Origin of the sequence: Janibacter hoylei PVAS-1 (genome assembly GCF_000297495.1) — a bacterium.
Classification (GTDB): domain Bacteria; phylum Actinomycetota; class Actinomycetes; order Actinomycetales; family Dermatophilaceae; genus Janibacter; species Janibacter hoylei.
Genome location: NZ_ALWX01000005.1, coordinates 62,780 through 89,683, shown reverse-complemented (window position 1 = coordinate 89,683; position 26,904 = coordinate 62,780). Strand labels below are relative to the sequence as shown.

Annotated in this window: 24 protein-coding genes, 5 pseudogenes and 1 riboswitch; of the genes and pseudogenes, 11 read left to right on the top strand and 18 right to left on the bottom strand. The window is 71.9% G+C overall.

All coding sequences use genetic code 11. The features are described from left to right. The 9 genes and pseudogenes from B277_RS01830 to B277_RS01790 all read right to left on the bottom strand — a co-directional run. Positions 1–251 (bottom strand): annotated as a pseudogene (locus tag B277_RS01830) (thymidine phosphorylase); the annotation flags it as partial. Further along, positions 248–661: a cytidine deaminase gene (locus tag B277_RS01825; RefSeq protein WP_007924502.1), complete on the bottom strand. Its 414-nt coding sequence runs from the start codon at positions 659–661 to the stop codon at positions 248–250. The pseudogene B277_RS01830 and the gene B277_RS01825, both read right to left, overlap by 4 nt. Position 662: 1 nt before the next feature. After that, a complete protein-coding gene (locus B277_RS01820; protein WP_007924501.1) occupies positions 663–1,925 on the bottom strand; it encodes an ABC transporter permease in 1,263 nt (420 codons plus the stop codon). Further along, positions 1,922–3,025, bottom strand: coding sequence for an ABC transporter permease (locus tag B277_RS01815; protein WP_007924500.1), 1,104 nt, complete (start codon positions 3,023–3,025; stop codon positions 1,922–1,924). The genes B277_RS01820 and B277_RS01815 overlap by 4 nt, the downstream gene beginning before the upstream one ends. After that, on the bottom strand, positions 3,022–4,575 hold the full coding sequence (locus tag B277_RS01810) for an ABC transporter ATP-binding protein (protein WP_007924499.1): 1,554 nt from the start codon (positions 4,573–4,575) through the stop codon (positions 3,022–3,024). The genes B277_RS01815 and B277_RS01810 overlap by 4 nt, the downstream gene beginning before the upstream one ends. Before the next feature lie 116 nt (positions 4,576–4,691). Further along, positions 4,692–5,692: pseudogene (locus B277_RS01805) on the bottom strand (BMP family lipoprotein). 207 nt (positions 5,693–5,899) lie between these two features. After that, positions 5,900–7,096: an amidohydrolase gene (locus tag B277_RS01800; RefSeq protein WP_007924497.1), complete on the bottom strand. Its 1,197-nt coding sequence runs from the start codon at positions 7,094–7,096 to the stop codon at positions 5,900–5,902. A gap of 67 nt (positions 7,097–7,163) precedes the next feature. Next, the gene (locus B277_RS01795; RefSeq protein WP_007924495.1) at positions 7,164–8,255 is read right to left on the bottom strand and encodes a mannose-1-phosphate guanylyltransferase; all 1,092 of its coding nucleotides are present in this window, start codon (positions 8,253–8,255) and stop codon (positions 7,164–7,166) included. Beyond that, positions 8,252–9,211, bottom strand: coding sequence for a glycosyltransferase family 2 protein (locus B277_RS01790; RefSeq protein ID WP_007924493.1), 960 nt, complete (start codon positions 9,209–9,211; stop codon positions 8,252–8,254). The genes B277_RS01795 and B277_RS01790 overlap by 4 nt, the downstream gene beginning before the upstream one ends. Before the next feature lie 184 nt (positions 9,212–9,395). Here B277_RS01790 and B277_RS01785 point away from each other — a divergent pair, with 184 nt between their 5' ends. Next, positions 9,396–10,553, top strand: coding sequence for a glycosyltransferase family 4 protein (locus tag B277_RS01785; RefSeq protein ID WP_040880525.1), 1,158 nt, complete (start codon positions 9,396–9,398; stop codon positions 10,551–10,553). A 52-nt stretch (positions 10,554–10,605) separates the two neighbouring features. Next, entirely contained in the window at positions 10,606–11,097 is a 492-nt protein-coding gene (locus B277_RS01780; protein WP_007924489.1) for a MarR family winged helix-turn-helix transcriptional regulator, read from the top strand. On the opposite strand, the gene B277_RS01775 is transcribed toward B277_RS01780, so the two are convergent. Then, the gene (locus tag B277_RS01775; RefSeq protein WP_007924488.1) at positions 11,066–11,599 is read right to left on the bottom strand and encodes a 2'-5' RNA ligase family protein; all 534 of its coding nucleotides are present in this window, start codon (positions 11,597–11,599) and stop codon (positions 11,066–11,068) included. The two genes, B277_RS01780 and B277_RS01775, sit on opposite strands and share 32 nt — an antisense overlap. A 2-nt stretch (positions 11,600–11,601) precedes the next feature. Continuing rightward, positions 11,602–12,615 (bottom strand): tryptophan--tRNA ligase, encoded by a 1,014-nt coding sequence (trpS, locus tag B277_RS01770; RefSeq protein ID WP_007924487.1) that lies wholly within the window; start codon positions 12,613–12,615, stop codon positions 11,602–11,604. On the opposite strand from trpS, the pseudogene B277_RS18630 reads away from it, so the two are divergent. The 3 genes and pseudogenes from B277_RS18630 to B277_RS01760 all read left to right on the top strand — a co-directional run. Further along, positions 12,550–14,133, top strand: a pseudogene (locus B277_RS18630) (sugar transferase); the annotation flags it as partial. The gene trpS and the pseudogene B277_RS18630 overlap by 66 nt on opposite strands. 103 nt (positions 14,134–14,236) lie before the next feature. Then, positions 14,237–14,407 (top strand): sugar transferase, encoded by a 171-nt coding sequence (locus B277_RS18625; RefSeq protein WP_238539348.1) that lies wholly within the window; start codon positions 14,237–14,239, stop codon positions 14,405–14,407. Between the two features lie 78 nt (positions 14,408–14,485). Continuing rightward, a pseudogene (locus tag B277_RS01760) lies at positions 14,486–16,707 on the top strand (NADP-dependent isocitrate dehydrogenase). A gap of 459 nt (positions 16,708–17,166) precedes the next feature. Here the strand turns inward: B277_RS01760 and B277_RS18620 are convergent. Next, positions 17,167–17,745 carry a hypothetical protein gene (locus B277_RS18620; RefSeq protein ID WP_238539352.1) on the bottom strand — a complete coding sequence of 193 codons (579 nt, stop codon included), beginning with the start codon at positions 17,743–17,745 and terminating at the stop codon, positions 17,167–17,169. Between B277_RS18620 and B277_RS18615 the strand changes: the two are divergent. The 6 genes and pseudogenes from B277_RS18615 to B277_RS01735 all read left to right on the top strand — a co-directional run. Further along, positions 17,632–17,982: pseudogene (locus B277_RS18615) on the top strand (molybdopterin-dependent oxidoreductase); the annotation flags it as partial. The gene B277_RS18620 and the pseudogene B277_RS18615 overlap by 114 nt on opposite strands. Before the next feature lie 214 nt (positions 17,983–18,196). Further along, complete coding sequence (locus B277_RS18610) at positions 18,197–18,421, top strand: molybdopterin-binding protein (RefSeq protein ID WP_238539351.1); 225 nt, start codon at positions 18,197–18,199, stop codon at positions 18,419–18,421. 73 nt (positions 18,422–18,494) lie between these two features. Continuing rightward, entirely contained in the window at positions 18,495–19,133 is a 639-nt protein-coding gene (locus tag B277_RS01750) for a fasciclin domain-containing protein (RefSeq protein WP_007924484.1), read from the top strand. 36 nt (positions 19,134–19,169) lie between these two features. Beyond that, positions 19,170–19,775, top strand: coding sequence for an ECF RNA polymerase sigma factor SigK (sigK, locus tag B277_RS01745; protein ID WP_238539347.1), 606 nt, complete (start codon positions 19,170–19,172; stop codon positions 19,773–19,775). Next, entirely contained in the window at positions 19,772–20,497 is a 726-nt protein-coding gene (locus B277_RS01740) for an anti-sigma factor (RefSeq protein ID WP_007924482.1), read from the top strand. The genes sigK and B277_RS01740 overlap by 4 nt, the downstream gene beginning before the upstream one ends. An 89-nt stretch (positions 20,498–20,586) precedes the next feature. Beyond that, entirely contained in the window at positions 20,587–21,582 is a 996-nt protein-coding gene (locus B277_RS01735; protein WP_007924481.1) for a malate dehydrogenase, read from the top strand. 66 nt (positions 21,583–21,648) lie between these two features. Here the strand turns inward: B277_RS01735 and B277_RS01730 are convergent, their stop codons facing one another. The 6 genes from B277_RS01730 to B277_RS01705 form a co-directional block, all read right to left on the bottom strand. Next, entirely contained in the window at positions 21,649–21,984 is a 336-nt protein-coding gene (locus B277_RS01730) for a DUF3017 domain-containing protein (protein ID WP_007924480.1), read from the bottom strand. Beyond that, positions 21,981–22,841: a bifunctional methylenetetrahydrofolate dehydrogenase/methenyltetrahydrofolate cyclohydrolase gene (locus B277_RS01725; RefSeq protein ID WP_007924479.1), complete on the bottom strand. Its 861-nt coding sequence runs from the start codon at positions 22,839–22,841 to the stop codon at positions 21,981–21,983. Before B277_RS01725 ends, B277_RS01730 begins: the two co-directional genes overlap by 4 nt. A gap of 30 nt (positions 22,842–22,871) precedes the next feature. Further along, positions 22,872–24,470 carry a bifunctional phosphoribosylaminoimidazolecarboxamide formyltransferase/IMP cyclohydrolase gene (gene purH / locus B277_RS01720; RefSeq protein WP_007924478.1) on the bottom strand — a complete coding sequence of 533 codons (1,599 nt, stop codon included), beginning with the start codon at positions 24,468–24,470 and terminating at the stop codon, positions 22,872–22,874. A gap of 30 nt (positions 24,471–24,500) precedes the next feature. Further along, a riboswitch (ZMP/ZTP riboswitch) is annotated at positions 24,501–24,582 on the bottom strand. A gap of 10 nt (positions 24,583–24,592) precedes the next feature. Next, positions 24,593–25,195 carry a phosphoribosylglycinamide formyltransferase gene (gene purN / locus B277_RS01715; RefSeq protein ID WP_007924465.1) on the bottom strand — a complete coding sequence of 201 codons (603 nt, stop codon included), beginning with the start codon at positions 25,193–25,195 and terminating at the stop codon, positions 24,593–24,595. A 20-nt stretch (positions 25,196–25,215) separates the two neighbouring features. Beyond that, entirely contained in the window at positions 25,216–25,854 is a 639-nt protein-coding gene (locus B277_RS15625) for a hypothetical protein (protein WP_007924464.1), read from the bottom strand. 53 nt (positions 25,855–25,907) lie between these two features. Next, positions 25,908–26,855: a cell division protein PerM gene (locus B277_RS01705; RefSeq protein ID WP_156811710.1), complete on the bottom strand. Its 948-nt coding sequence runs from the start codon at positions 26,853–26,855 to the stop codon at positions 25,908–25,910. Between the last annotated feature and the right edge of the window lie 49 nt (positions 26,856–26,904).

Genomic DNA, 26,904 nt, shown 5'->3' with positions numbered 1-26,904 from the left:
CTTGAGGTCGGCCGGCTCAGCGACGAGAAGTCCATCCGCTCGCCACTGGCGATCATCGCGCCCGTCCAGCGCGAGATCTCCGCGCGGGACATGCCGTTGATGAGGATGGCCATCGCCAGGGCCGCCATCTGCTCGTCGGCGACGACGCCGCGCGTGTAGGCGTCGATGACCCAGTCGATCTGCTCCGGGGTGAGCTCACCCCGGTCCCGCTTGGTCCGGATGACGTCGACGACGTCGTGCCGCTCGGTCACGGTGCTCCCTTCGCCAGGTCGTGGGCTCCGAAGGCCTGCGGGAGGATCTCGGCGAGCGAGCGCTCCCCCTCCGGTGTCTGGATACGGCACTGCGGGCCGCCGTGCTCCCACAGCAGCTGGCGGCACCGGCCGCAGGGCATGAGGGTGTCGCCGTGGGCGTCGACGCACCACACGGCGACGAGGAGGCCGCCACCCGTGCGGACGAGGTCGCTGACGAGCCCGCACTCGGCGCACAGGCCGACGGCGTACGACGCGTTTTCGACATTGCAGCCGCTGAGCAGCCGGCCGTCGTCGGCGAGGCCGGCGACGCCGACCGGGAAGCTGGAGTAGGGCGCGTAGGCCCGCTCCATCGCCTCGACCGCGGTGACCCGCAGCCGCTCCCAGTCCGCGTCGCTCAGTGCGGCAGACACCTCAGTGGCCCTCGCCGCGGCGGTAGATCTTGCCGTTGGCCGCCGGCATCCGCAGGCGTTGGCTGGCGAAGGCGAGGACGAGCAGGGTCGTCAGGTGCGGCGCAAACCGGGTGACGTCGCCGGGGACGGTCTCGGTGATCACGAAGATCACGCCGACGGCGACACCGATGGCGACGGCGATGGTGCCCTGGACGTAGCGCTGGCGGCGCAGCACCTGCCACAGGCCGAGACCGACGAGCAGCACCGCGATGAGCAGGAGCAGCGCGTGGATCGCGTCGCCGCCACCGCGCAGCTGCAGGGCGTCCATGAAGCCGAAGAGCCCGGAGCCCATGAGCACCCCGCCGGGGCGCCAGTTGCCGAAGATCATCGCCGCGAGACCGATGTAGCCGCGGCCGTCGGTCTGGCTCTCGCGGTAGGCGTTGGACGCGACCATGGCGAGGAAGCCGCCGCCGAGACCGGCGAGTGCGCCGGAGGCCGTCACCGCGACGTACTTGTAGAGGTAGACGTTGACGCCGAGGGTCTCGGCGGCGACCGGCGACTCACCGCACGAGCGGACCCGCAGGCCGAAGGGGGTGCGCCACAGCAGCCACCACGTGCCCACGATGAGCAGCAGGGCGATGATGGTGAGGATCGACAGGTTGGTCGTGGCGGCGCGCAGCAGCGCGGCGAGCTCGGAGACGAAGAACCACCCCTTGTCCTCGACGGACTTCAGCGGGTCGGAGATGCCGGGGATGCCCACCCGCGGGAGCGAAGGGAGTGGCGGCGACTGCACGTCGCTGCCGCCCTCGAGCTCGCCGAAGAAGCGGGCGGCGAGGTAGCTCGCGACGCCCAAGGCGACGATGTTGAGCGCGACACCGGAGACGATGTGGTCGACACCGAAGGTCACGGTCGCCAGGGCGTGGACGAGCCCGCCGACCGCGCCGCAGACCATGGCACCGACGATGCCCATCCACGGGCCGCCGTGGATCGCGCCGAAGGCGGCCCCCCACGTACCGAGGATCATCATGCCCTCGAGGCCGATGTTGATGACCCCGGCCCGCTCGGACCACAGGCCACCGAGACCCGCGAGGGCGAGGGGCATGGCGAGCGCCAGGGTGGCACCGAGGGTGCCGGAGGAGGAGATGTCGCTGATCCCCGTGACCAGACGGATCGCGGAGAGCGCGACGAGCACGCCGGCGAGGGCGAGCGGCCAGGCCCAGAAGGGGATGCGGCGGGCAGGCGTGGACGGAGCGATCTGGGTCTCGGTGCCGACACTCAGGCTCATGCCGTGGCTCCTTCCGTGGTGACGCCGGCATCGAGCTGGCGGGTGACCTGCTTCTGCTCGAGGCGCCGCTCGAATCGGGCGACGACCTCGTAGGCGATGACGACGGCCAGCAGGATGACGCCCTGGATGATGTAGACGAGCGCCGGGGAGACGCCGGCCTGCAGCTGAAGGCCGTCGCTCGCCTTTTCCAGCCACGACCACAGGAGCGCGGCGAAGGCGATGCCGACCGGGTGGTTGCGACCCAGCAGGGCGATGCCGATGCCGATGAAGCCGACGCCCTCCTGGAAGTTCAGCCCGTAGCTGTGGTCGGCCCCGAAGAAGGCCGGCATGCTGATGAGGCCGGCGACGGCGCCGGAGGCGATCATCGCGATGAGCACCATGCGCGGCACCTTGACACCGCTCGCGACGGCGGCCGACTCGGACTCACCCGTGGCGCGCACGTCGAAGCCGAACCGGGTGCGGTTGATGACGAACCAGTAGGCGATGCCGATCGCGATCGCGAGCACGAGCAGCGTGTAGACCCGGTTGGGTGCGTCGGCGAAGACCGCGAAGCCCTCGAGCTGGCTCGACTCGGGGATCTCCTGCGTGTTGCGGGTGTTGCTCCCCTCGGCGCGCTGGCCCCAGGTCCGCAGCCCCCAGCCGACGAGTCCGGCGGAGATCGTGTTGAGCATGATCGTCGAGATGACCTCGGAGACTCCGCGGCGGACCTTGAGCCAGCCGGCGATGCCTGCCCAGAAGCCACCGACGAGCATCGCGACGAGCATCGCGAGCACGATGTTGAGCACCCCGGGCAGCCAGCCCTGACCGGCGATGAGCGCTGCGGCGAAGGCGGCGATCCGGTACTGACCGTCGACGCCGATGTTGAAGAGCTTCATCTTGAAGCCGACGGCGACGGCGACGGCCGCGATGTAGTACGTGATCCCGCTGTTGATGATGTTGACCATCGTGCGCGGGCGCGGCTCGGACAGGAGCGTCGACCACACCTTGCCGACGGGGTCACCGACGAGCACGAGGACGAGCGAGGTCACGACGAAGGCGACGAGGATGGCGAGCACGGGTGCGGCCAACGTCAGCAGGAGGCGACGGAGGCTGAGCTTCATGAGGCGTCCTTCCCGGCGCCGGTCATGGCGCTGCCGAGCTCCTGGCTCGTGACCTTGTCGGGGTCGAACTCCCCGGTGATGCGCCCGCGCAGGATGACCTTGATCGTGTCGGAGAGGCCGATGAGCTCCTCAAGGTCGGCGCTGATGAGCAGCACCGCCAGGCCCTCGCGACGGGCCTCCCGGATGAGGTCCCAGATCGCGGCCTGGGCGCCGACGTCGACGCCACGGGTCGGGTGCGAGGCGATGAGCACCTTGGGCGCATGGCTCATCTCGCGCCCGATGATGAGCTTTTGCTGGTTGCCGCCGGAGAGCGAGCCGACGGTGACGTGGATGCCGGGTGTGCGCACGTCGTACTCGGCGACGATCCGCTCGGTGTCCGCGCGCGCGTCCGACGGCGTGAGGATCCCGCGGCGGGAGGCAGGGGCCTGGGTCTGGTGACCGAGCATCCGGTTTTCCCACAGCGGGGCGTCGAGCAGCAGGCCCTGACGGTGGCGGTCCTCGGGGATGTAGCCGACGCCAGCCTCGCGGATGCGGCGCACGTCCCAGTCGGAGATGTCGGTGCCCTCGAGCTCGATGCGGCCGCTGACCGGCTCGCGCATGCCCATGAGCACCTCGACGAGCTCGGCCTGACCGTTGCCCTCGACGCCCGCGATGCCGACGACCTCGCCGGCGTGGATGTCGAGCGTGACGTCCTCGAGGGCATTGCGCCCGGTGCCGGGGAGGGTGATGTCCCGTACGGAGAGCACGACGCGGTCGGTGACCGTCGACTCCTCGGTCTCCGGGGTGGGCAGCTCGGACCCGACCATGAGCTCGGCGAGCTGGCGGGCCGTGACGTCCTGGGGCAGGACGGTGTCGACGGTAGTGCCGCGGCGGATGACGGTGACCCGGTCGGCGACGGACAGCACCTCGTCGAGCTTGTGCGAGATGAAGAGCACCGTGATGCCCTCGCGCTTGAGCTCACGCAGGTTGCCGAAGAGCTCGTCGACCTCCTGCGGCACGAGCACCGCGGTGGGCTCGTCGAGGATGATCGTGCGCGCACCCCGGTAGAGCACCTTGAGGATCTCGACGCGCTGCCGGGCTCCGACGCCGAGATCGGCGACGAGCTCGCGGGGGTCGACCCCGAGGCCGTACTCGTCGGAGATCCGGGTGATCTCGGCGCGGGCCGCGGCACCGATGCCATGCAGCTTTTCGGCGCCGAGCACGACGTTTTCGGCAACGGTGAGGTTGTCGGCGAGCATGAAGTGCTGGAAGACCATGCCGATGCCGTGCTTGATCGCGTCGGCCGGGCTGTGCAGGGTGACGGGCTCGCCTCCGACGGAGATGGTCCCCTCGTCCGGCCGCTGGACCCCGTAGAGGATCTTCATCAGCGTCGACTTGCCGGCACCGTTCTCACCGACGATCGCGTGGACCGTGCCCCGCTCGACGCCGAAGGAGATGTCCCGGTTGGCGACGACGCCCGGGAAGCGCTTGGTGATGCCCTCGACCGCGACCGCGAGGTCACCGGTGGGTGGGCTCGGGGCCGAAGGGGGGTCTGGGACGGTCGTGCTCATGGTGCCTCCGTGGGACGTCCGCGGGATCGTGCCGCAGGCGAAGGGTAGCGCTCCGGACGGGCCGGGGCCCGGTCACACGCAGTGCGTGCGAACGGGCCCCGGGGTGCCGGTCGGCGTCACTTGGACGGGACGGTGATCTTCCCGTCGACGATCTGCTGCTTGTAGTCGTCGAGGTCCTTGGTGATGTCGTCGATCTTGCCGCCGGTGGTGGCATACGAGACACCGCCGTCCTTGAGGTCGAACTCCTGGAGGCCGGAGAGCGGCTCACCCTCGGTCGAGGCCTTGATGTAGTCGAAGACCGCGACGTTCACGTTCTTGACCATCGAGGTGATGATGACGTCTTGGACGTCCTTCTCCGCGGTCTTGGCCTGGTCGGAGTCGACGCCGATGGCCATCTTCTTGTTGGCCTTGGCCGCCTCGAAGAGACCCGAGCCGGAGCCGCCGGCCGCGTGGTAGATGACGTCGGCGCCCTTGTCGTACATGCCCTCGGCGGCGGTCTTGCCCTTCGCCGGGTCGGCGAAGCCCGAGCCGTCCTCGGCCAGGTACTTGGTCTGGATGTCGATCTTGGGGTCGACGGCCTGGGCGCCGGCCTTGAAGCCCGCCTCGAACTTGTTGATCAGGGGCACGTCGGTGCCACCGATGAAGCCGACCTTGCCGCTCTTGGACTTCAGCGCCGCGGCCGCGCCGACGAGGAAGGAGCCTCGTGCTCGGCGAAGACGAGCTGGGCGACGTTATCGCCCTCGGAGTCGGCCGAGGCGTCGTCGATGATCGCGAAGGAGACGTCCGGGTTGTCCTTGGCCGCGCCGCCGATCGCCTTGGCGTAGATGTAGCCGACACCGATGATGTTGGTGCAGCCGGCGTCGACGAGCTGGTTGAGGCGGTCCTCGCGGGCCGCGTCGTTCTCGCCCTGGCTGGCCTCGACCTCCTCGACCTCGACGCCGAGCTCCTCCTTGGCCTGGTCCAGGCCCTTGGCCGCCGAGTCGTTGAACGACTGGTCGCCGCGGCCACCCACGTCGTACGCGAGGCAGGCCTTGACGTCGGAGCCCTCCCCGGAGGTGGCGTCGCCGCCAGAATCGCTGCCGCCACATGCGGTCAGGGCCAGCGCGGCCACGGACATGATCGATGCGGCCTTCACGGTGTGACGCAAGGCGCTCTCCTTCTCGAGCAGGGGTACTCGGCAGACGTCGGCGCCTACCATCTGAGGGATGCTACGTCCCGGTAGGCGCTGTGGTGCAGGCCCGTGTGGCCCGTGGGACCAACTGTTATGAGACCGCGACCAGACCGCCACGACGTCGCCGAGGACGCGGGGAGAACCCTCGGTCGATCAGTCGCGCTCGACGCGCGTCCACTCCCCCGCCGCAGCGAGGGTGAGCAGGGTGGCGCCGTTGCGGACCGCGCCCTCGTCGACGACGAGATCACCCTGGTGCAGGTCGAAGGTACGACCGCCGTGGGTGCGCGTGCCGAGGCGGGCCATGGCGCCCTCGGCCTCGTGGAGCATCCACGCGAAGTCCTCTCCCCCGAGGCTGTGCGGGGTGGGGACCGGCCGCATGCCGGCCGCCATCGTCGCGCGGCCGAGCGCCGCCACCGCGCCGGTGTCGTTGACGACGGGGGGCACGCCCCGGATGTGCTCGATCGCCGCGTCGACGCCGTAGGGGCGCACGACGTCGTCGACCACCTCGTGCAGGAGCGGGCCGATCTTTTCCCACAGCTCGATGTCGAGCATCCGCAGGGTGCCCTGGGCGACCCCCGTCGACGGGATGACGTTGATCGCCTCGCCGGCGGACACCCGGCCCCAGACGACGACGAGCCCCGACCGTGGGTCGACCCGGCGGCTGAGCACGGCCGGGACGTCGGTGACGACCTTGGCGAGCGCGTAGGTGAGGTCCTCGGTGAGGAAGGGCCGCGAGGTGTGGCCGCCGCGCCCGCGCAGGGTCACCGTCACCTGGTCGGCCGCCGCGGTGAGCGGCCCCTCGCGCAGACCGATCTCGCCCACGTCGAGCGAGGGGTCGCAGTGCACCGCGTAGACGGTGTCGACCCCCTGCATGACCCCCTCCCTGACGAACTTGAGCGCTCCACCGGGCATCTGCTCCTCGGCGGGCTGGAAGAGCAGGCGGACGGCGACGTGGCGGGCGGCCAGCTCGTCGGCGACCTCGGCGAGGGCCAGGCCCGCCCCGAGCAGCGCAGTGGCGTGGACGTCGTGACCGCACGCGTGGCAGGCACCGTCGACGGTGGAGCTCCAGTCGAGGCCGGTGCGCTCGCGCACCGGCAGCGCGTCGATGTCGCCGCGCAGGGCGACCCGACGCCGGGGCTCGCTCGCCCCGAGGTCGACGACGAGCCCGGTCTCGCTCACCGACCGTGGCTCCAGACCCGCTGCCTCGAGACGCTCCCGGAGCCGGGCGGTCGTGCGGTGCTCCTGGAAGGAGAGCTCGGGGTGGGCGTGCAGGTCCCGCCGGAAGGCGACGAGCTCGGGCACGAGTCCGTCGATGACGCGCAGGAGCGTCGGGGCGAGAGGAGCAGTCATGGCGTGGTGACTCTACCGACGCCGCGGTCGGCAGCGGTGCAGGCGCCACGTCGTGAGCGCGCGTGCCTCAGACGAGGTCGGTGCGCCCGGCGGCCTTGAGGGCCTCGACGACGAGCTTGACGTCCTGGGCGCGCTCGCGGCTGGCGACGAGCAGGGCGTCGTCGGTCTCGACGATGACGACGTCCTCGAGGCCGACGACGGCGACCATGCGTCCCGACTCGGAGACCACCAGGCCGCCGGAGTCGACGGCCTGCACCTGCGCGGGGTCGCCGACGACGGTCATCGCGCCCTCCCCCTGCGGCAGCAGCCCGGTCAACGACTTGAAGTCGCCGACGTCGTCCCAGTCGAAGTCGCCGGGCACGACGGCCACGAGGCCCTCGTCGGCGGCGGGCTCGGCCACGGCGTGGTCGATGGCGATCTTTTCCAGGCCCTCCCAGCGCTCCTCGAGCAGCGTGGGGTCGGCCGCGATCTCGCGCAGCCCGTCGGCCAGCTCGGGGTGCCAGCGGCCCAGCAGGTCCAGCAGTGTCGTGGCCCGCACGACGAACATGCCGGCATTCCACCGGAACTCGCCGGTGGCCAGGTACGACGCGGCCCGGCGGGCGTCAGGCTTCTCGACGAACTGACGCACCCGCGCCGCGCTCGGGTGGGCCCGCAGCCGCGGACCCATCTGGATGTACCCGAAGCCGGTCGAGGGGAAGGTCGGCTCGATGCCGATGGTCACGAGCCGGTCGTCGCGCTGGGCGACGCCGACGGCCTCGGTCACGGCCCGGTCGAAGACGGCCTGGTCACCGATGACGTGGTCGGCCGCGAAGGACCCGATGATCGCCTCGGGGTCCCGCAGCTCGAGCACGGCCGCGGCCAGCCCGATCGCGGCCATCGAGTCCCGCGGGGAGGGCTCGGCGATGAGCAGGTCCGACGGGAGGTCGGGCACCTGCTCGCGCACCGCGTCGGCGTGCGCGGCCCCGGTGACCACGAGCACCCGCTCGCCCGCCAGGACCCGCAGGCGGTCGACGGTCGCCTGGATGAGGGTGCGGCCGCTGCCGGTCAGGTCGTGCAGGAACTTCGGCGACGAGGCCCGCGAGACCGGCCACAGGCGCGTGCCCGCGCCTCCCGCCGGCACCACGGCCCAGAAGCGATCGAGATCAGGCGTCGTCGTCACGGAGGTCCCCCCCTCTGGTCGCCGAAGCGCAGGAGGCGCAGCTGCTCGAGCGTCTCCTCCATGAGCACCCGGTTGGTGCGCTGCAGGTCGGCGATGATGAGCAGAGCGTACGAGAAGAGCGCGCCGACGAGCAGGGCGGTGCCGAAGATCAACGACTGGACGTGCCCGCCGCCGTCACCCATCGCGAGCAGGACGAGGAAGCGCACGAAGGGGATGAGTCCCAGGAGCAGCAGGACCGTCCCGAGCAGGCCGAAGAAGGCGTGCGGCTTGAACATGATGAAGGAGCGCATGATCGCCGAGCCGGACTTGGCCATGTGCTGCCAGATGCTCGTGAAGAGGCGTGACTCGCGCGTCTTCTCGTTGGTGGTCACGGGGATGGAGACGATCGACATCCGCTTGTGCCCCGCCTGGATGATCGTCTCCATGCAGTAGGAGAACTCGGTGACGATGTTCAGCCGCATGAGGGACGCGGCCGAGTAGGCCCGGAAGCCGCTCGCCGCGTCGGGCAGGTCGGTGTCCGCGGCCCGGTTGACCACCGCCGACCCGACGGCCTGCATCCGCCGCTTGAAGGGCGAGAAGTGCGCGATGGTCTGCGTCTGCCGGTCGGCGACGACGACATCGGCCTCGCCGCGCAGGATGGGCTGGACGAGGTCGCCGATGCGCTCCTGGGGGTACTGGTTGTCGCCGTCGGTGTTGACGAGGATGTCGGCGCCGTGGGCGAGGGCGAAGTCGGCGCCGTCTCGGAAGGACCGGGCCAGCCCACGGGGGCTGGTGTGCCGGATGATGTGCGTGACGCCGAGCTTGCGCGCGACCTCCGAGGTGCGGTCGCTCGACCCGTCGTCGATGACGAGTGTCTCGATGACGTCGACACCGGGGATCTGCTCGGGGATGGTCGCCAGCACGAGAGGAAGGGTCGTCTCCTCGTTGAGGCAGGGGATCTGGACGATCACCTTCATGGGTCAGGAGCCTTCCGGGACAGCAGGTGGACGGGCAGCTCTCAGGCTAGTCGGCGGCGAAGGGAGGTGCCGCACGCCCCGCGGAGCGCGAGCACGACGGGCGAGGTCAAGTCGTCACCTGATGCTCACCGGACACCCACCTCACGGTCACCGGCGAAGGGCGGCGCCGCGCCACATTGGTCACGTGCGAGTTGCCATTGCGACCGAGTCCTTCCTGCCCAGCCTCAACGGCGTGACCACGAGCGTCTGCCGGGTGGCCGAAAACCTGCGGGAGCAGGGCCACAAGGCGATGATCATCGCCCCGGGCCCGGCACCCTCGACGTACGCCGGGCACGTCGTGCGCACGCTCCCGGCAGTCCCCGTCCGCGGCTTCCGCGCGGGGCTGCCCACGGGTGCCGTCCGCCGGGCGCTGCGCGACTTCCGCCCCGACGTCGTCCACCTCGCCTCCCCCTTCCTCGTCGGTGCCCGGGGGCTGCACAATGCGGCGGCCTTCGACCTGCCGACCGTCGCGATCTACCAGACCGACATGCCCAACTACGTCAAGCAGCACGGGCCCGGGGCCATCGGTCGCGGCGCCTCGTCCCTGACGTGGGAGTGGGTCCGGCGGATCCACGAGCGGGCCGACCTGACGCTCGCCCCGAGCCGGCCGACGCTCGAGGAGCTGCGAGCCCACCGCATCCCGCGCACGGGGCTGTGGGGGCGTGGGGTCGACACCCGGCTCTTCACGCCGGCGTGGAAGGAGGACCCGGAGACCCTCGCGCTCAAGCAGGCGCTGGCGCCGGGCGGCGAGGTCCTGCTCGGCTACGTGGGGCGCCTCGCCCCGGAGAAGGAGCTGCACCGCCTGGCCGAGCTGGCCCAGATCCCCGGGACGCGCCTCGTGCTCGTCGGCGAGGGCCCGAGCCGCAACGAGCTCGGCGCCCGGCTCGCCGAGGCGGTCTCGACGAGCCCCGGCCGCCCCAACCTGCCCCCCGCCTTCCTCGGCCCGCGCACCGGCGAGGACCTCGCCCGCGCCTACGCGACCTTCGACGTCTTCGTGCACACGGGCACCAAGGAGACCTTCGGCCAGACCCTCCAGGAGGCCGCAGCCGCGGGTCTGCCCGTCGTCGCACCCGCGGTGGGCGGCCCCCTCGACCTCGTCGACCACGGTCGCTCCGGCTACCTCTTCGCCCCCGACGTGCGCGGTGATCTGGCTCGCTGGGTCGCCGAGCTCGTCGACTCGCCCGCGCTGCGCGAGTCCATGGGCGACCACGGCCCCGCGATGGTGGCGGACCGCTCGTGGAGCAGCCTCACCGAGCAGCTCGTCGGCCACTACGAGGCCGCCGCCTCGGCGCACGCCGCCTGACCGCCGCGCCGCACCACCCGGGCGGGCCGGGCTGTCTGGGATGATCACGGGCATGGAACCTCGCTGGCTCGACGACGACGAGATGCGCACCTGGCTGCAGGTCGTGGCCCTGGCCGAGGTCCTGCCGTCGCGTCTCGACACGCAGGTGCGTCAGGACTCGGGCCTGACGCACTTCGAGTACCAGGTGCTCGCGATGCTCTCGGAGGCGCCCGAGCGGACGCTGCGCATGTCGTGGCTGGCCCGACGGACCAATGCGACGCTGCCCCGCCTCTCCCACGTCGTCCGCCGGCTCGAGGAGCGCGGACTCGTGGCGCGCGAGCGCAGCGGGACCGACGCCCGGGCCACCGACGCGGTCCTGACCGACGCCGGCTGGGAGCAGATCGTGGCCGCAGCCCCGGCTCACGTCACCTATGTCCGCGAGCGGATCCTCGACCGGCTGAGCCGCGACCAGGTGCAGGCGCTCGGCGAGATCGCCGGGACCCTGCTCGAGAGCCTCGACCCCTCGGGGGACCTCACGATGCGGGCTGCAGACGCTCCCCGCTGAGGGTGAACTCGGCCATCGGCCGCCAGACCCCGTCGGCCCCGTGCTCGTACAGGTGGAAGGCGTCGACCTGGTAGACCGCGTCGAGGTCGGAGGCCTCGTCGAAGGCCCGGTCGAGCCCGTCGTCGTCGATGGCGTGGGCCACGGTCACGTGGGGGTGGTACGGGAACTCCAGGTCACGGCTGACCGGCCCCCGGCGCACGGCCTGCTCGAGCCGTTCGCACATCGGGATGCCCTGGGCCACCTGGACGAAGACGACCGGGCTCACGGGGCGGAAGGTGCCGGTACCGCGCAGACGCATGATGAAGGGTCCGTGCTGACGTGCCACCGACGCCAGGTGGGCGGTGAAGCCCTCGAGCTGGGCCGGCGAGATCTCGGTCGGCGGCATCAGGGTGACGTGGGGCGGGATCGCCCGGGCGAAGGGGTCACCGACGTCCTCGCGCAACTGCTGCAGGCGGGAACCCCACGGCTCGGGCACCGCGATCGACACCCCGTGCACGGCCACTGTCAGCCCCTCGCCGCCAGCAGGCCGACCCGGTCGTAGACGCGGTCACGGGTCGCGGCGGCGACCTCGGAGGCGCGGGCGGCCCCCTTCGCCAGGATGCGGTCGAGCTCACCGGGGTCGGCCATGAGCTCGTCCATGCGCCGCTGGTAGGGCTCGACGGCAGCGACGACGACGTCGGCGACCTCCTGCTTGAGGTCGCCGTAGCCCCGTCCGGCGAAGGAGCTCTCGAGGTCGGCCACCGCGGTGCCCGAGAGGGCCGAGTGGATCGACAGGAGGTTGGACACGCCCGGCTTGGACTCGACGTCGTAGCGCACCTCTCCCTCGGTGTCGGTGACGGCGGAGCGGATCTTCTTGGCGATGCGCTTGGGGTCGTCGAGCAGGGAGATCAGGCCCTTGTCCGTCGACGAGGACTTGCTCATCTTGGCCGTCGGCTCCTGCAGGTCCATGATCCGCGCCGACTCCTTGAGGATGTGCGGCTCGGGGACGACGAGCGTGTCGCCGAAGCGCGCGTTGAAGCGCTCGGCGAGGTCGCGGGTGATCTCGAGGTGCTGGCGCTGGTCTTCGCCGACGGGCACGCGGGCCGCGTCGTAGACGAGGATGTCGGCTGCCATGAGGATCGGGTAGGTGAAGAGGCCGACGTTGGCGCCCAGCCCCTTGGCCGTCTTGTCCTTGAACTGCGTCATGCGGCTCGCCTCGCCGAATGCGGTCTGGCAGGACAGCACCCACATCAGCTCGGTGTGCTCGCGCACGTGGCTCTGGCAGAAGATCGCCGAGCGCTCGGGGTCGACGCCGCCGGCGATGTACTGGGCGGCGGTGACACGGCTGCGACGGGTGACATCGGCCGGGTCGGTCGGCACGGTGAGCGCATGCAGGTCGGCGACGAAGTAGTAGGCGTCGAAGTCCTCCTGCAGACCGACCCAGTTGACGAGCGCCCCGAGGTAGTTGCCGAGATGGAGGGAATCGCTCGTGGGCTGCATCCCGGAGAGGATGCGTGGCAGGGCGGATGCCGTCGTCATGCCCACCATTCTGTCAGGCCGGTGTGCGTGGGCCTCGCGGGGTGGGCCACCCGGCGGCATGGCCAAGGTCACGCTGACCGCTGCTCTGGAGGCATTGCCCAAGCCGACGTGGCCTCGCTAGCCTTTAGCCGTTGTGGACAGCGGCCGTGGTGGAGCGCGGCCCTACGGCGTTTTGGCAGACCACTGCTCCGACCGCCTCCTGCCACACTCCGGTGGAGGATCACGATGAAACGTCAGAGCGACGACGTGGGACCCGAACGAACCCTCGCGGCCGGCTCGGCCGGCGATGCCGGCCCGGCGGGTGCGGCCGATCAGGCAGCGCACAGCACGGTGTCGCCCCCGTCTGCTGTCCCGGCCAAGGCCACCCGCTCGGTCCCCGTGTGGTTTCACCGGGCCGTGCTGGCCCTGGACGCCGTCATCCTCGCCGGGGTCATCGTCTTCGCCGCCTGGGGCCGGGCCAACCTGCCGATCCTCGGCTTCACGGAGGACCGCACCGAGCAGATCACCTACGCGTCCGTCCGACTGACCGGTGCCTACGTCCTGATCGGCTGGCTCCTCGCCATCGCCGCCCTCGGCGGCTACAGCCGGCGCAACATCGGGGCCGGCTCGAGCGAGTTCTCCCGGCTCCTGCGGGCCAGCCTCGTCACCGCCGCCGCCATCGGGATCGGCTGCTACCTCGCGAAGTTTCCCCTCTCCCGCGGCTTCTTCGTCATCCTCTTCGTCACCGGCGTCCCGGCGCTCATGGTCGGCCGGATCGCCGTGCGGCAGTTCGTGCACGGGATGCACGCGAGGGGCCACTGGGCCACGCGGGTCCTCGTCGCCGGCACCCCCATGACGATCGACGACGTGGCCAAGGTGCTGGCCCGCGAGACCACCCTCGGGTACTCCGTCGTCGGTGCCGTCACGCCCCGCTTCTGGCGGGACCGCGTCACCCCGGCCGGTCACGAGATCATCGGCCACTCCGACGACCTCGTCCGCCTGGTCACCGAGCACGGCGCCTCGTCCGTCATCCTCGCGGCGGGCGCCTTCCCCCGGGCGGCCGACTACCGCCGCGTCACCTGGGAGCTCGCCAACCACGACATCGAGATGATCGTCGTCCCGGCACTCACCGACATCGCGAGCGACCGGATCCGGGTCCAGCCCCTCGCCGGCCTCCCCTTCGTCTTCGTCGACCCTCCGGAGCGGGGCTCGCTCGACCACCTGCTCAAGCGAGGCTTCGACATCATCGGGGCCGCGACCGCGCTCCTCCTCGCCGCACCCCTCATGCTCCTGGCGGCCTGGCAGGTGCGGCGGCACGACGGCGGCCCGGTCTTCTTCGCCCAAGAGCGCGTCGGGCAGGGCGGGAGCACCTTCGACTGCCTGAAGTTCCGCAGCATGGTGACCGACGCCGACGAGGTCCTCGAGCGGATCCGCCACCTCGACGAGGGCAACGGGCTGCTCTTCAAGATGGAGGAGGACCCGCGCATCACCCCACCCGGCCGGTGGCTGCGGCGCTACTCCGTCGACGAGCTGCCGCAGCTGATCAACGTCCTGCGCGGCGAGATGTCGCTGGTCGGCCCACGCCCCCCCCCTCCCCCGCGAGGTCGCGGAGTACCAGGAGGATGTCCACCGACGGCTCAACGTGCGCCCGGGCATCACCGGCCTGTGGCAGGTCTCTGGCCGCAGCGACCTGTCGTGGGAGGACACCGTCCGCCTCGACCTCTACTACGTCGACAACTGGTCGCTCGTGCAGGACCTGCTCATCCTCGGGCGCACGGTCAACGCCGTCGTCGGCGGCCGCGGCGCCTACTGACGGGCAGTCTGGGGCGCCCTCCACGGCTCGTGGGACAATCACGGCGAGACCCACCCCACACCCCACGGAGGGACACACATGACCGCGAAGATCATCTGGACCAAGATCGACGAGGCGCCGGCACTCGCCACCTACTCGCTGCTGCCGATCGTCCAGGCCTTCACCTCGGGCACCGGGGTGGAGCTCGAGACCAGCGACATCTCGCTCGCCGGCCGCATCCTCGCCCAGTTCCCCGACCGTCTCACCGCCGAGCAGCGGGTCGACGACAACCTCGCCGGTCTCGGCCGCCTCGCGACCACCCCCGAGGCCAACATCATCAAGCTGCCCAACATCTCGGCTTCCGTGCCGCAGCTCAAGGCGGCCATCGCCGAGCTGCAGGGCCAGGGCTACGACCTGCCGGCCTACCCCGACTCCCCCGACGACCGACGAGGAGCGCGAGGTCGCCGCGGCCTACGCCAACGTCCTCGGCTCGGCCGTCAACCCCGTCCTGCGCGAGGGCAACTCAGACCGGCGCGCCCCGCTCGCCGTGAAGAACTTCGCCAAGAAGCACCCCCACCGCCTCGGCCCGTGGTCTGCCGACGTCCGCGCGCGCGTCGCCTCGATGACCGAGGGCGACTTCTACGGCAACGAGAAGTCCATCGTCTCCCCCACGGACGACACCCTGAAGATCACCCTGACGGCCACGGACGGCACCGAGACCGTCCTCAAGGACGCCGTGCCGGTGACGAAGGGGGAGATCGTCGACGCGACCTTCATGTCGGCCGCCGCGCTGCGCGCCTTCTACGCCGAGCAGATCGAGACCGCCCGCGCCGAGGGTCTGCTCCTCTCGCTGCACCTCAAGGCCACGATGATGAAGGTCTCGGACCCGATCCTCTTCGGCCACGCCGTCGCCGCCTGGCTCGGCGACCTCGTCGACACGCACGCCGAGGCCTTCGCCGAGGCCGAGGTCGACCTGCGCTACGGCCTCGCCTCGCTCTACACGCAGCTCGACACGCTGCCGGCGCAGACGCGTGACGCGATCCGCGCCGACATCGACGCCCTCGCCGAGCAGCGCCCCGCGCTGGCGATGGTCGACTCCGACAAGGGCATCACCAACCTCCACGTCCCGAGCGACGTCATCATCGACGCCTCGATGCCGGTCGTCATCCGCGACTCCGGTCAGATGTGGAACGCCGAGGGCGGCCAGTCCGAGACCCTCGCGCTCATCCCCGACCGCTCGTACGGCCCGATGTACGCCGCCGTCTTCGAGGAGCACAAGCGCAACGGCGCCCTCGACCCGGCGACAATCGGCACCGTCCCCAACGTCGGCCTCATGGCGCAGAAGGCCGAGGAGTACGGCTCGCACCCGACGACCTTCGAGATCCCGGCCGACGGCACCGTCCGCGTCACCACCTCCGCCGGTGACGTCGTCCTCGAGCACACCGTCGAGGCCGGCGACATCTGGCGGATGAGCCGGGTCAAGGACATCCCGATCCAGGACTGGGTCAAGCTCGCCGTCACCCGCGCCCGCGCGACCGGCGCCCCCGGCCGTCTTCTTCCTCGACGAGCAGCGCGCCCACGACGCGCAGATCATCGCGAAGGTCAATGAGTACCTGCCGCAGCACGACACCGAGGGCCTGGAGATCAAGATCCTCCCGCCCGTCGAGGCCATCACCTACTGCCTCGAGCAGATCCGCGCCGGCAAGGACGCGATCTCGGTGACGGGCAACGTCCTGCGCGACTACCTCACCGACCTCTTCCCGATCCTCGAGCTCGGCACGAGCGCCAAGATGCTCTCGATCGTGCCGCTGCTCGCTGGCGGTGGCCTCTTCGAGACCGGCGCGGGTGGCTCGGCCCCCAAGCACGTCCAGCAGTTCGTCAAGGAAAACTACCTGCGCTGGGACTCCCTCGGTGAGTTCTCCGCGCTCGGCGCCTCGCTGGAGCACCTCGCGACGAACTTCGACAACGCCAAGGCCCAGGTCCTCGCGGACACCCTCGACACGGCCATCGCGACCTTCCTCGAGGAAAACAAGAGCCCGGCCCGCAAGCTCGGCTCGATCGACAACCGCGGCAGCCACTTCTACCTCGCCCTCTACTGGGCGCAGGCCCTAGCGGCCCAGGACACCGACGCCGAGCTCAAGGAGCGCTTCACCTCCGTCGCCGAGCAGCTGGCGGCCAACGAGGCGAAGATCAACGACGAGCTCATCGGCGCGCAGGGCTCGCCGGTCGACCTCGGTGGCTACTACAAGCCGGACGCCGACAAGGCCGCGGCCGCGATGCGCCCGAGCGCGACGCTCAACGCGATCATCGACGCCCTCTGACCGATGACCCCGCACGAAGGGGGGACGGACCGGCACCCGCCGGACCGTCCCCCCTTCGTGACGGCCGCGGGGCGTCCTCCTCAGGGCAGCGCCATTCGTGACGGCCGCGGGGCGTCCTCCTCAGGGCAGCGCCATTCGTCGTGCTCGACGCAGCGCCCCATCCGTCCGGGCCGGCGGCTGCGAACCACCACCATGAGCTCTCGGACCGCACTCCCGGCCGTCTGCGGTGTCGTCGCGACCGCGCTCGGCACCGCCGCCGCGCACCTCGTGGCCGCCCTGACCGACCCGGCCGCCTCCCCCGCGCTCGCCGTCGGCAGCCAGGTCATCGACGCGACGCCGACACCGGTCAAGGAGTGGGCGGTCGGCACCTTCGGCACCGCGGACAAGCCGATCCTCATCGGGTCGGTCGCGGTCGCCACCCTGCTGCTGGCCGCCCTCGCCGGGGCGGTCCGGCCGCGGTCACGGCTCGTCTCGACGGGGCTGCTCCTGCTGCTCACCGCACTCGCTGGCGCCGCCGCCGTGCTGCGCCCCACGGCCGGCGACCTCGCCTGGCTGCCCGCCCTCGTCGCCGCCGTCGTCGGGGTACTCGCCCTCGACGCCCTCGTCGGCCGACTCGTCCCCACCGGCACCCGCGGCCGACCCGACCGGCCGACCCGACGACGGGTCCTCGCCCTCGGCGGCACGGGTGCCGTGGCCGCCGCGCTCGGCGGGACCGGCCAGACGCTCATCGCCCGGTCGCGACCACCGACCCTCGAGCTGCCCGCCGCGGCCAATCCGCTGCCGCCCCTGGCGAAGGGGGTGGACCTCGGGCGACCGGGGATCTCCCCCTTCGTCACACCCACCCGGGACTTCTACCGGATCGACACCGCGCTGATCGCCCCGCGCGTCGACCCCGGCGACTGGTCGCTGACGATCGACGGCGACGTGCCCGAGGAGCTGACGCTCGACATCGACGAGCTGCTCGCCCTGACCATGGTCGAGCGCGACATCACCCTCAACTGCGTCTCCAACGAGGTCGGCGGCCCCTACATCGGCCACGCACGCTGGCTCGGCGTGCCCACTCGCGAGCTGCTCGCCCGCGCCGGACTCGACACCGACCCACGCGACCCCGACCTGCAGGTGCTCTCGACCTCGACCGACGGCATGACGATCTCGACACCGCTCTCGGCCCTGCTCGACGGCCGTGACGCGCTCGTCGCCGTCGGGATGAACGGCGCTCCGCTCCCCCGCGAGCACGGGTTCCCCGCCCGCCTCGTCACGCCCGGGCTCTACGGATTCGTCGGCGCGACGAAGTGGCTGACCCGGATGACCGTCACCCGCTACGACGCGGCGAGTGCGTACTGGACAGACCGCGACTGGGCGACCGACGGGCGCGTGCGCACCCAGGCCCGGATCGACACCCCGCGCGCGCTGCGCCGCATCCCGCCCGGGCGCACCGTCATCGGGGGGCGTCGCCTGGGCGCAGCGCCGCGGCATCGAGCGGGTCGAGGTGCGCGTCGACGACGGCGAGTGGCGCCGGGCGACGCTCGGCACCGAGGCGGGCGTCGACTGCTGGCGGCAGTGGTTCCTCCCGTGGGACGCGACGCCGGGTCGTCACGACCTCACGGTCCGGGCGACCGACGGCGACGGCGAGCTGCAGACGCAGCAGGAGGCCACCCCCTTCCCCGCCGGCGCCACGGGCTGGCACTCGGTCGCGGTGACCGTCACCGACTGACCGACCCATCCGGATGCGCGCGCGCTCCGAACCCTTCCTGCACAGCCCCCCCACGACGCCCCTGGAGGCAGACATGTACCGCAGGACCACCCCCCGCACCGTCGCCGCGATCGCGGCCCTCACCCTCCCCCTCGCCCTCGCCGCGTGCGGCAGCGACACCGACAGCACCTCGAGCGGCTCGTCGAGCACGTCCGACGCGATGTCCTCCTCCTCGTCGAAGGCGACGGAGGCCGCGGCCCCCTTCGGGGACGGCTGTGCCGACGTCCCCACGGACGGCAAGGGCTCCTTCGACGGCATGTCGACCGACCCGGTCGCGACCGCCGCGAGCAACAACCCGCTCCTCAAGACCCTCGTCAAGGCGGTGACCGAGGCCGACCTGGCCAAGACACTCAACTCCTCCGAGGACATCACCGTCTTCGCCCCGACCGACGACGCCTTCGCCGCCATGGACCAGGCCACGCTCGACAAGGCGATGGGTGACCCCAAGGGCCTGCTGACGACCGTGCTCACCCACCACGTCGTCGAAGGCCGCCTCGCTCCCGAGGATCTCGCCGGCACCCACGAGACCCTCGCCGGCGACAAGATCACCGTCAAGGGTTCGGGCGAGGACTTCACCGTCGGTGACGCCACCGTCGTCTGCGGCGACGTGCAGACCGCCAACGCCACGGTCTACATCGTCGACTCGGTCCTCATGCCGACCGCCAAGAAGTGACCTGATCCGTCACCATGGACCTCGTGCCCCCTCCCCGTGAGCAGGACCCGCCGGATGCCCCCACGGGCTCCGAGCGGGAGCCTGCCCACGGGGGGCCACGACCGGCTCGCCCACCGCCTCAAGCAGGTGGCGAAGGGGGACGAGGTCGCCTTCGCCGCCGTCTACGACGAGACGGCTCCCCGACTGCACGGTCTCATCCTGCGGGTCCTGCGCAACCCGGCGCAGTCCGAGGAGGTGACCCAGGAGGTCTACCTCGAGGTGTGGCGCCGGGCCAGCCACTTCGACCCGCGGCGCGGGTCGGCGATCGGCTGGCTGCTCACGATGGCCCACCACCGCGCCATCGACCGGGTGCGCTCGAGCCAGGCCGCCGCGGTCCGAGACGACGGCTGGCACGCCCGCTCCCGGGAGGTCGACTTCGACACCACCGCGGAGACGGCCACGGCCCGGATCGAGGCCGCACGGGTGCGCTCGGCCCTCGACGGGCTGACCGCCAACCAGCGCGAGGCCGTGAGCCTGGCCTACCTGGGCGGCTACACCCACACGGAGGTCGCCAGCCTCCTCGACCTACCACTCGGCACCGCCAAGACACGCATCCGCGACGGACTCATCCGTCTGAGGGACCAGCTGGGAGTGACCCCATGAGCGACGACCTGCACAGCCTCTCCGGGGCCTATGCCCTCGACGCTCTCGACGACGACGAGCGCGCCGACTTCGAGGAGCACCTCGCGCGCTGTGCGACCTGCCGCGACGAGGTCGACTCCTTCGGCGCGGTCACCCCGCTGCTCGCCGAGACGGTCGCGGTCACCCCGCCGCCCTCGCTGCGGGACGACATCCTGGCCCGCGCCGCCCAGACCCGTCAGGACCCGCCGCCCGCCGCGCACCCCACGCCCACCCACGCCGAGGACGAGGCGGAGGTGCTCCCCCTTCGCCGGCGGGCGCGGCGCCGCTGGGTCGCCCTCGCCGCGGCCGCCGGTCTCGTCGTCGGTGGGGGTGTCACCTGGCAGGTCGTCGACCGCGCCACCACGAGCATCTCCGAGGAGGTCGTGGCGGCACCGGACGCCCGGACCCAGGAGGTCGCCACCGCCGACGGCGGCACGGTCCGGGTCGTGCGCTCCGAGCGCATGGGCAAGGCCGTGCTGCGCGTCGAGGGGCTCGCCGACCCCGGCGACGGGCACGCCTACCAGGCCTGGCTGCAGGCCCCATCCGGCGCCATGACCTCCGCCGGGATGGTGCCCGGCACCGACGGCGAGATGGTGCTCGAGGGTGATGTCACCGCAGCCGAGGGCGTCGGCCTGAGCGTCGAGCCCACTGGAGGGTCCCGGCAGCCGACGACCGACCCCGTGGCACTCGTTGCGCTGGGCTGACGGACGCCGGTGACACCGGCACCCCGCCTCGGAGTAGGGTCGAGACCGTATCTGCTCCCCAATCACCGCACGAAGGGGTACGACTTCTCGTGAGCACCACTCCCGTCAAGGTCGCTGTCACCGGCGCCGCCGGCCAGATCGGCTACAGCCTTCTCTTCCGCATCGCCAGCGGGTCGCTCTTCGGCCCCGACACCCCGGTCGAGCTGCGTCTGCTCGAGATCACCCCGGCTCTCAAGGCTCTCGAGGGCGTCGTCATGGAGCTCGACGACTGCGCCTTCCCGACCCTCGCCGGTGTCGAGATCGGCGACGACCCCGAAAAGGTCTTCGAAGGCGTCAACCACGCCCTCCTCGTCGGCGCCCGCCCCCGTGGCCCGGGCATGGAGCGCGGTGACCTCCTCGAGGCCAACGGCGGCATCTTCGCCCCGCAGGGTGCGGCCCTCAACAAGGTGGCCGCTGACGACGTCCGCGTGACGATCACCGGCAACCCGGCCAACACCAACGCGCTCATCGCGATGAACAACGCGCCCGACATCCCCAACGAGCGCTTCTCCGCGCTGACCCGTCTGGACCACAACCGCGCCATCAGCCAGCTGTCGGCCAAGCTCGGCGTGCCGGTCACCGAGATCAAGAAGATGACGATCTGGGGCAACCACTCGGCCACCCAGTACCCCGACCTCTTCCACGCCGAGGTCTCCGGCAAGAACGCCGCCGAGGCCGTCGGCGACCAGGAGTGGCTGGAGAGCACCTTCATCCCGACCGTCGCCAAGCGCGGCGCAGCGATCATCGAGGCCCGTGGCGCCTCCTCGGCCGCCTCCGCCGCTTCGGCCACGGTTGACCACGCGCGTGACTGGGCGCTCGGCACCCCCGATGGCGACTGGGTCTCGATGTCGGTCTGCTCCGACGGCTCCTACGGCGTCCCCGAGGGCCTCATCTCCTCCTTCCCCGTCACCGTCAAGGACGGCACGTGGGAGATCGTCCAGGGCCTCGAGATCGACGACTTCTCCCGCGCCAAGATCGACGCCTCGGTCGCCGAGCTCGCCGAGGAGCGCGAGGCCGTCACCAAGCTCGGGCTCATCAAGGCCTAACGCCCCCGCCCCGGCAGCGCGAAGGGGGCCGACCGCACGTCGTGCGGTCGGCCCCCTTCGTCGTGCTCAGCGGGCGGTGAGGTCGAGGGTGAAGCCGGCGACGAGCACCGCGACGCCGAGCCCGATGAGGATGACGAGGTCGACGAGCGGGCCACGCACGGCAATGCCGCCCGCCTTGGACCCGGGCAGGGTCACCCGCAGGACCGCAGCCAGCAGGAGCGACCCCCCGAAGCACAGGGTCGCCCGCAGGACGTGGTCGGTGAGGATGAAGAGCAGCGCGGTGACGATGCCCGCAAAGATCAGCCACCAAGCGGCGAGCGGACGGACGTCGAGGGCAGGGCGCCCGGTCGCCGACGTCTCGTCGGGCGGGCCACCCGCCGTGCTACACCCCGCCTCGCTCATGCCAGCCCGCGCTCCGCGGCCTCGACGACATTGGTCAGCAGCATCGCCCGGGTCATCGGGCCGACCCCGCCGGGGTTGGGGCTGACCCAGCCGGCGACCTCCGCGACGTCGGCCGCGACGTCACCGGCCACCTTGGAGGTGCCGTCCTCGGCGACGATCCGGCTCACGCCGACGTCGAGCACGGCCGCACCGGGCTTGACCATGTCAGCCGTGATGATGCCGGGCACTCCGGCCGCGGCGACGACGATGTCGGCCTGCCGCACCTCCGCCGCGAGGTCACGCGTGCCGGTGTGGCACGAGACCGTCGTCGCGTTTTCGCTCCGCCGGGTGAGGATGAGGCTGAGGGGCCGCCCGACGGTGATGCCGCGGCCGACGATCGCCACGTGGGCACCCTCGATCGGGACGTCGTGCCGGCGGAGCAGCTCGATGCAGCCCATCGGCGTGCACGGCAGCGGAGCCGGCTCGCCCAGGACGAGCCACCCGAGGTTGACCGGGTGCAGCCCGTCGACGTCCTTGGCCGGGTCGACGGCGGAGAGGATCGCGTTTTCGTCCAGCCCGGTCGGCTGCTGCACGAGAAAGCCGGTGCACGTCGGGTCCTCGTTGAGCTCGCGCACGACGGCGAGGACCTCGTCGAGCGTCGAGCTGCCCGGCAGGTCGCGCCGGATGCTCGTGATACCGATCTCCGCGCAGTCCTTGTGCTTGGCGCCGACGTACCAGCGGCTGCCGGGGTCGTCGCCGACGAGGACCGTGCCCAGGCCCGGGGTGATGCCCGCCTCCTTGAGCGCGGCCACCCGCACCCTGAGCTCGTCCTTGATCGACGCGAGCGCCGCCTTGCCGTCGAGGATCTGTGCCGTCACGTGGTCATCCTTCCGTATCGTCGTCGGCGATCAGTGGGCGAAGTGCCGCGTGCCGGTGAAGTACATGGTGATGCCGGCCGCCTCGGCGGCCGCGACGACCTCGTCGTCGCGGACGGAGCCGCCGGGGGCGACGACCGCGCTGACGCCGGCGTCGAGCAGCACCTGCAGCCCGTCGGCGAAGGGGAAGAAGGCGTCCGAGGCCGCGACGGCCCCCTTCGCCCGCTCCTTGCCGGCCCGGCTCACCGCGAGGTGGCAGGAGTCGACGCGGTTGACCTGGCCCATGCCGATGCCGACCGAGCCCTGGTCCTTGGCGAGGAGGATGGCGTTGGACTTCGTCGCGCGCACCGCGCGCCAGGCGAAGGCGAGGTCGGCGAGGGTCGCCGCGTCGGCCGCCTCACCCGTCACGAGCGCCCAGGCGCTCGGGTCGTCGCCGTGGCCCTGGGTGGGCTTGTCGTCCCCCGTCGGCTCGACGACGCCGTCGATCGCATCGCGCTGCTGGACGAGCAGGCCGCCGGAGACCGGCCGGGTCTCGACGCCGCCCGGGGCGGGCTTCGCGACCTTGAGCAGGCGGCGGTTCTTCTTCTCCTTGAGGATCTCCAGGGCGTCCGGCTCGAAGTCGGGCGCGACGACGACCTCGGAGAAGGTGTCGTTGAGGGCCGTGGCCATCGCCGCGGTCACCGGGCGGTTGGTCGCGACGATGCCGCCGTAGGCGGAGACGGGGTCGCACGCGTGCGCGCGCTCGTAGGCGACCTCGATGCTCTCCCCCACGGCGATGCCGCACGGGTTGGCGTGCTTGATGATCGCGACGGTCGGCAGGCCGGCGTGGTCGTGGGCGGCGCGCAGCGCGGCGTCACCGTCGATGTAGTTGTTGTACGACATCTCCTTGCCGTGCAGCTGCTCGGCACCGGCGATACCGCCCCCGCCGTCGGTGACGTAGAGCGCGGCGGCCTGGTGCGGGTTCTCGCCGTACCGCAGGCCGGACTTCTTGGCGTAGGTGCCACCGATCCAGCCGGGGAAGGGGGTCTCGTCGCTCGGGCTGACGACCGATCCCATCCACGAGGCGACGGCCACGTCGTAGGTCGCCGTGTGGACGAAGGCGTCGGTCGCCAGCCGCTGCCGCTGGGCAAGGGTGAAGCCGCCGCCGCGCACGGCCTCGAGGACGTCACCGTAGGTCGTGGGGTCGGTGACGATGGCGACGGAGGCGTGGTTCTTGGCCGCGGCGCGCACCATCGTCGGGCCGCCGATGTCGATCTTCTCGATGCAGTCCTGCACGCCCGCGCCGGAGGCGACGGTGTCGGCGAAGGGGTAGAGGTTGACGACGACGAGGTCGAAGGGGGCGACCTCCAGCTCGTCGAGCTGCCGCACGTGGTCCTCGAGCCGGGTGTCGGCGAGGATGCCCGCGTGGACCCGCGGGTGCAGGGTCTTGACCCGGCCGTCGAGGCACTCGGGGAAGCCGGTGAGGTCCTCGACCTTGGTCACCGGCAGGCCGAGCCCGGCGATCGTCGCGGCGGAGCCGCCGGTCGAGACCAGCTCGACCCCGGCGTCGGCGAGGCCGCGCACGAGGTCCTCGAGACCGGTCTTGTCGTAGACGGAGACGAGGGCACGGCGGACGGGACGACGGTCTGACACGAGTACTCCTGGAGGGTCGCTGCGGTGCGGTGGGTGCACCCAGGCGGGCGATGCACCTCGACTTGTCTCACTCCCCGGTGGTGATCCACCTTCGCCAGTCGTGTGGCCCCGAGTCTAGATGCTCAGCCGACGTGGACCCGACGTCCCTCGACCCGCCACCCACCGGTGGCCATCGCCGTGACGACGTCGACGAGCATCTCGCGCTCGACGACCTTGATCCGCTCGTGCAGGCTCGCCTCGGTGTCGTCGGGCGCGATCGGGACGGTGCGCTGCTCGATGATCGGCCCGGTGTCGACACCGGAGTCGACGAGGTGGACGGTGGAACCGGTGACGGTCACGCCGTACGCGAGGGCATCGCGCACCCCGTGGGCGCCGGGGAAGGCGGGCAGCAGCGCCGGGTGGGTGTTGACGAAGGTGGCGGCGGCCAGGGCCTGCGGTCCGAGGATCTTCATGAAGCCCGCGGTGACGACGAGGCCCGGCGCCTGCTCGGCGATGCGGGCAGCCAGTGCCGCGTCCCACGCGGCCCGGTCGGCGTGGTCACCGACCGCCTCGACGAAGGTCGCCACCCCCGCGGCCTCCGCGCGCTCCAGACCGGTGCAGGCCCGGTCCGCCCCGACGGCGACGACCTGTGCGGGCAGCGTGCCCGCTGCCTGTGCGTCGAGCAGCGCCTGCAGGAGGGAGCCGGAGCCGGAGACGAGGACGACGAGACGAAGGGGGGCGCTCACCCCGCGAGTCTAGGAGGCGGTCACCACGTGGTGTACGCCGTGTCGTTGATCGTGAAGCCGTGCTCCCCGACCCGGCAGGTCATGCCGGTGGTCCGGCTCTCGCAGCCGACGCCGTCGCCGACGTCGAGGGCACGGGAGTACGGCAGCACCGCCTCGCCGAGGCTGCCCTCGCCGAAGTCCTCGCGCCACCAGCCCGCGGCCCGGGCCTCGGTCGTCGACTGCCCCTGCACGGCGTCGCTGACGCACCCCGGCCGGGCTCCGTCACCGTCGACGACCATGCTCGTGCCGCTGTCGTGGATGCACTCGCCGCGGACCTCCGGGGGTACCGGCAGGCTGCCGGAGCGCAGGTCGCAGCGGGCGAAGGGGGTCTCCCCCGCCGACAGCGTGCAGGCGATCTTGCCGCTCGGCGAGACGAAGCCGGCGGTCGACGTCGACGCCCGCAGCCGCCCTGGGGCGGGGATGGTCGCCGGCCCGGAGCGGGCCGTCGTCGGGTCGGTCGTGGAGCTCGTCGCCGCCGTCTCGGTGCGGGTGGTCGTCGGGTCGGTCGTGGGACTCGCCGTCACCGTCTCGGTGCGGGCGGGGGGCTCGTGCCAGTCCGTGCGGGTGCAGCCGGCGATCACGACAGCCGTCAGGGCGAGGGCCAGCGCTGGACGGACCACGAGCCCACCTCCCCGACGACGTGCTGATCACGCTACCGCTCGGTGGGTGGTGCTCAGCGCCGCAGGAGCCACCAGTCGCGGGCGAGCACGACGAGCGCACCGGCAGCGAGCTCGAGGACGAGCACCAGGGCGAGGCTGACGGCCGGCGCGCCGAGGTGGGCCAGCCGCATCGCGCCGAGCGACCCTCCGGCGAGCCCGTCGAGCAGCGCGACACCCAGTGCCGCCACGACCACGGCCGCGAGGACTGCCGCCAGCTTGGACTGCGTGGGCGCCAGGCGCGGGACCCGCGAGAGGGTCTCGCGACCGATCCAGGCTCCGGCGACGAGCGGGAGCAGGACGAGCAGGTGGGCGACCCACGGCATGGGCCCGGGCTGCGGCTGGGCGGCGAGCACCGGCACCATGGGCAGCAGCCCGGCCTCCGCGCTCGACCACGTCGTCATGGCCCCGCCCGCCGTCGAGAAGCCCGGGCCGGCAGCGAGCGAGAGCGCCCAGATGCCGAGGTTGGGCAGCAGCATCACCTGGAGCAGCACGAGGGCGAGCCCGCCGAGGAGCCCGGTCTCGAGCTCGGCGTGGATGTGGGTGACCCGGCCGATGTGGACGAGGGTCGCGACGACGACGAGGAGCGAGCCCAGCCCGAGGAGGAGGGCCGCTCCCTTCGCGCCCGGCAGCAGGCCGCGCCGCACGGAGACCGGCGCGCGGTCCCACAGCTCCCCGACCCTCGAGGGGGCGCCTTGCGCCAGGAGGAGGCCGAGCGCGGGGACGGCGAGCACGGGCAGCACGAGGCTGACGAGGACGGGCCCGGCGGGCGAGAGCAGCCCGAGGAGTGCCGTGAGCACCCCGACCCCGGCGTAGCCGGCCAGCCAGCTGCCCTGCTCCACGCCGTCGGCGTCGTCGGCCAGGCCGCGTCGGGCGCCGGCGCGTGCGAGCAGGACGAGCAGCAACGGCCCGAGGAGAGGGGTGAGCGCGAGCGTGCCCCTCCCCCAGGTGGAGGCGGGCGCCACCGAGCACGAGCCAGAGCAGACTGCCCGAGCCGAGCGCGTCACCGATGCC

Excerpts from the sequence above, each read along its gene's own strand:
- B277_RS01820 (WP_007924501.1), bottom strand. The coding sequence starts at position 1,925 with ATGAGCCTGAGTGTCGGCACCGAGACCCAGATCGCTCCGTCCACGCCT.
- B277_RS01815 (WP_007924500.1), bottom strand. The coding sequence starts at position 3,025 with ATGAAGCTCAGCCTCCGTCGCCTCCTGCTGACGTTGGCCGCACCCGTG.
- B277_RS01810 (WP_007924499.1), bottom strand. The coding sequence starts at position 4,575 with ATGAGCACGACCGTCCCAGACCCCCCTTCGGCCCCGAGCCCACCCACC.
- B277_RS01800 (WP_007924497.1), bottom strand. The coding sequence starts at position 7,096 with ATGACTGCTCCTCTCGCCCCGACGCTCCTGCGCGTCATCGACGGACTC.
- B277_RS01790 (WP_007924493.1), bottom strand. The coding sequence starts at position 9,211 with ATGAAGGTGATCGTCCAGATCCCCTGCCTCAACGAGGAGACGACCCTT.
- B277_RS01780 (WP_007924489.1), top strand. The coding sequence starts at position 10,606 with ATGGAACCTCGCTGGCTCGACGACGACGAGATGCGCACCTGGCTGCAG.
- trpS (WP_007924487.1), bottom strand. The coding sequence starts at position 12,615 with ATGACGACGGCATCCGCCCTGCCACGCATCCTCTCCGGGATGCAGCCC.
- B277_RS01750 (WP_007924484.1), top strand. The coding sequence starts at position 18,495 with ATGTACCGCAGGACCACCCCCCGCACCGTCGCCGCGATCGCGGCCCTC.
- B277_RS01740 (WP_007924482.1), top strand. The coding sequence starts at position 19,772 with ATGAGCGACGACCTGCACAGCCTCTCCGGGGCCTATGCCCTCGACGCT.
- B277_RS01730 (WP_007924480.1), bottom strand. The coding sequence starts at position 21,984 with ATGAGCGAGGCGGGGTGTAGCACGGCGGGTGGCCCGCCCGACGAGACG.